The sequence below is a fragment of the Candidatus Accumulibacter cognatus genome (genome assembly GCF_000584975.1).
Taxonomy (GTDB): domain Bacteria; phylum Pseudomonadota; class Gammaproteobacteria; order Burkholderiales; family Rhodocyclaceae; genus Accumulibacter; species Accumulibacter cognatus.
In genome coordinates this window covers 1-2,989 of record NZ_JDST02000152.1, presented here as the reverse complement: position 1 = coordinate 2,989, position 2,989 = coordinate 1, and the positions used below count along the sequence as shown (strand labels likewise).

Sequence of the window (2,989 nt, the reverse complement as noted above, 5' to 3'; positions counted from 1 at the left end):
GCGAGCGCTTCGTCGCCCTCGGCGGCGTAGATGCGCAGCAGGTCGGCACGCCCGACGGCTGCCCGCGAGTGCGGAACCCTCGTCGGCATCAGTCGGCCGGCGGGTGCTTCCTGAGCGCGAACTCGCCGACCTTGGCGAGCAGTGCCAACTGCTCGTCGATGACCGGTGCGAGGCTGACGACGACGCGCAGCAGGTCGAGGTATTCGGCCTGACCGGGCCCCTGCAGGCCCTGCCGGGCCGCCTCCTGGCGGTCCTGCCAGAGCTGGCGCGCGGCTTCGCGGTAGACTTCGGGGTGGCAGCGTGCGTGAAAATGCAGCCGGCCGCGTTCGATCAGCCGGGCGGTGAACGCGTCCTCGTTGCTCGGCCAGCGCAGGTTGAGCACCAGGCAGCGGCGGATGAACGCCGCCGGCAGTTCGCGCTCCTCGTTGGTGGTGATCACGACCAGTGGCGTCGGCATGGCCGGCGCGGCGCAGACGGCGGTGTCGAGCCAGTGCACGCTGAAGCCGCCGTTGCCGAGCGTTTCGAGCAGGCCGTTGGGCAGGTCGGCCTCGGCCTTGTCGATCTCGTCGATCAGCAGCACGCTGCCCCTTGCCGGTGACCAGCCGGCCGGCGGCTGCGGCCGCGCGCCGCGCCCGCCGCTCTGTTGCTGCTGCCGCAGCGCCGACGGCCAGTCGAAAACCCACCACAGCGCGCCGGGACTCAGGTAGTTGCGCGGGTCGAGGCGCTGCCGGACCTCGTCGGCGCCATACTGGTGGGCGCCCATCGCCTGCGCGTCGCCGAGCCGGCCGAGCGCGTCGAAGCGCCACTGCAGGTCCTGGCTCTCGCTGCGCGCGTGCACGACTTCGGCAATGAACAGGCGGCCGAGCGCCTCGGCCGCGGCACGCGCCAACTGGCTCTTGCCCGATCCCGGCTCGCCGCGAACCAGCAGCGGCCGCTGCGCGGCGAGCGCCGAGCGCACCGCCCAGGCCGATTCCTCGTCGAAGCGGTGCACCGACGCCGGCCACGAGCCGCGCGGCGGGAGGGAAAGGTCGGTGAGCGGGATGGCGGGGATCGTCGAAAGGGGGAGGTTCATCGTTTTTTCGCCAGGAGGTCGGGGATGGTCAGGAATTGGTGGATGAGGGCCATGAAATAGTATTCGTCACTGACCAGGAGCGCGGATGCCTCATCATCACCATGGAAAAAGATCAGGCTGAGATCGGGGAGGATCGCCAGCAGCCGTTGATAGAAAGCGGACAGGGCCAGCGGCTTTGCCTGGTCAGCGGGAACCGCGATGTAATGGTGAAAGGTTGCTTGCTCGCGGCGGACACGCAAGGTCGCCTGGAGCTTGCGTCGGTCGCTGATCGACAACTGCGTTCGCGACTCTTCCGGAAAAACGCAGCTCCAGATCTCGAGCAGCAGATTCTCCAATGGGGCATCTTCGCTCCAGCCGCTTTCGTAGCGCGGCTGCTCGATCGCTCCTGCGCCGAGCACGTTGCTTTTTGCGACGCGCAGTTGCGGCGCCATTTCGCGGTGGCGTGAGCTGACGATTTCGACTCCCAGCGGCGTGCTGACGGCGATTTCGAAGACCAGCCTGCCCGCTGCCAGCGCCTGCCGCTGTTCGACGCCGACCGACCGGGCATCGACAGCGAGCAGGGTGAGCCAGGCGAGAACGGACTTCGCGGTGGTCCATGCGTCGGCAAAGTCGCTGCTTTGTGCGTCGAGTGACTTGAGGCAGGCGAGCGTCGCAGGGAAAAGCAGCGTGCTGATCGCCTGGTCCGGCGGCGGGGCGCAAAGGGCTTCGGCGAGGTCGCTCACGGAGGCGGCAAGGGAATCGTGCAGCCTGCCTTGCAGGGCCTTGCTCAGGTGGGCGTTGTGCGCCAGGGTGTGGTGTACCTCGTCGATGATCCGGCGCCGGAAGTCATCATCGACGGGCGCGATGCGATCCAGCAAGGCTGCGAAGTCGGTGTCGCGATGCACGTCCTCGGTCAAGGTGTTCATATCGGCGAGGAGGGACGTCAACTGATCCATCAGCCGATGGAAGTCGGCGTAATCCTCGAGGCTCTTGCGCAGTTCGAGCGTGTGCTTGGGGTCTTCCAGTGCTTCGAGCTCTTCCTCGAGTTCCTTCTTCTCCTTGATCCAATGCGCGATCCAGGTGATCCGGTCCTTCGGTTTGTGCAAGCGCGTCCCGGACAGGACGATCGGGTGCACCCGCTTGCGGAAGTTCTGGTGCTCGTAGATCCCGCGGAGTTCGTACATGCAGTACTCGGAGCGGAAGTAGGTGTCGCTGAGAACGAGCACGACATGCCCCGCGGCAGCCAGCCGATCCATGAACTCGCGGATCGAGCCGCCGTAGCCGACGTGGGAAGTGTCGCGCACGAAGTCTATCCCGCGCGCCTGACACGCCGTCCCGAGTCGGTCGACAAGCCGGTGCTGCTCCTCGTCCTTCCACGCATACGAAACGTAAACGCTGACCATCGCCACCCTCCCCCGCAGGCTTGTAGACCGATCCGTTCGCGAAGACGGCGGCGCCGCGCTCACCTCGCCACGCCACGCCATTCGTTTCCTGCTCGCGTTTCTGCTGCCCTTCGCTCATCTCCAGGAGCGTCCGTTCTGGACCTCCCGCAGGCAGCATGCATGGGCCGCCCGCCGACTCCTCCATGATAACCGCGTGAACCCGACAAGTCGCGTGTTTCAGGACGCACCCCGGAGGTCGGCATGATCGCCGTCGCACCTCCCAGCCGGCTGCATCGATACAGCTCTTGAAATCAGACGCTCATCAACGAGACGCTGAAAAGCTCGCTCCAGCAGTCCGACATGGAAGCGATGATCCGGCAGGTGATCCGCGAGGAACTGCAAGGGACGGCAGGCCACATCGCATGAAAGCGCATGTCAATGTGAAATCGCGTAGGCGACCCACGAATCTCTCCTCCCCTCTTGCGGGGGCGAAGGCGGGGTTTCGCGGAGCACTGCTCCGCGCCGCCGCAGCCGGCCCGCGATGCAGCGCGGGCCG

At 66.6% G+C, this 2,989-nt stretch carries 2 protein-coding genes; both read right to left on the bottom strand.

The window, feature by feature from the left end:
- Positions 1 to 88 precede the first annotated feature (88 nt).
- Positions 89 to 1,072 carry an AAA family ATPase gene (locus AW06_RS19505; protein WP_273704934.1) on the bottom strand — a complete coding sequence of 328 codons (984 nt, stop codon included), beginning with the start codon at positions 1,070 to 1,072 and terminating at the stop codon, positions 89 to 91.
- Positions 1,069 to 2,454, bottom strand: coding sequence for a toll/interleukin-1 receptor domain-containing protein (locus AW06_RS19500; RefSeq protein WP_034953858.1), 1,386 nt, complete (start codon positions 2,452 to 2,454; stop codon positions 1,069 to 1,071). The genes AW06_RS19505 and AW06_RS19500 overlap by 4 nt, the downstream gene beginning before the upstream one ends.
- Positions 2,455 to 2,989 lie beyond the last annotated feature (535 nt).

What these genes read in the sequence shown, in the direction of transcription:
- AW06_RS19505 (WP_273704934.1), bottom strand. Translation starts at nt 1,072, where the DNA reads ATGAACCTCCCCCTTTCGACGATCCCCGCCATCCCGCTCACCGACCTT.
- AW06_RS19500 (WP_034953858.1), bottom strand. Translation starts at nt 2,454, where the DNA reads ATGGTCAGCGTTTACGTTTCGTATGCGTGGAAGGACGAGGAGCAGCAC.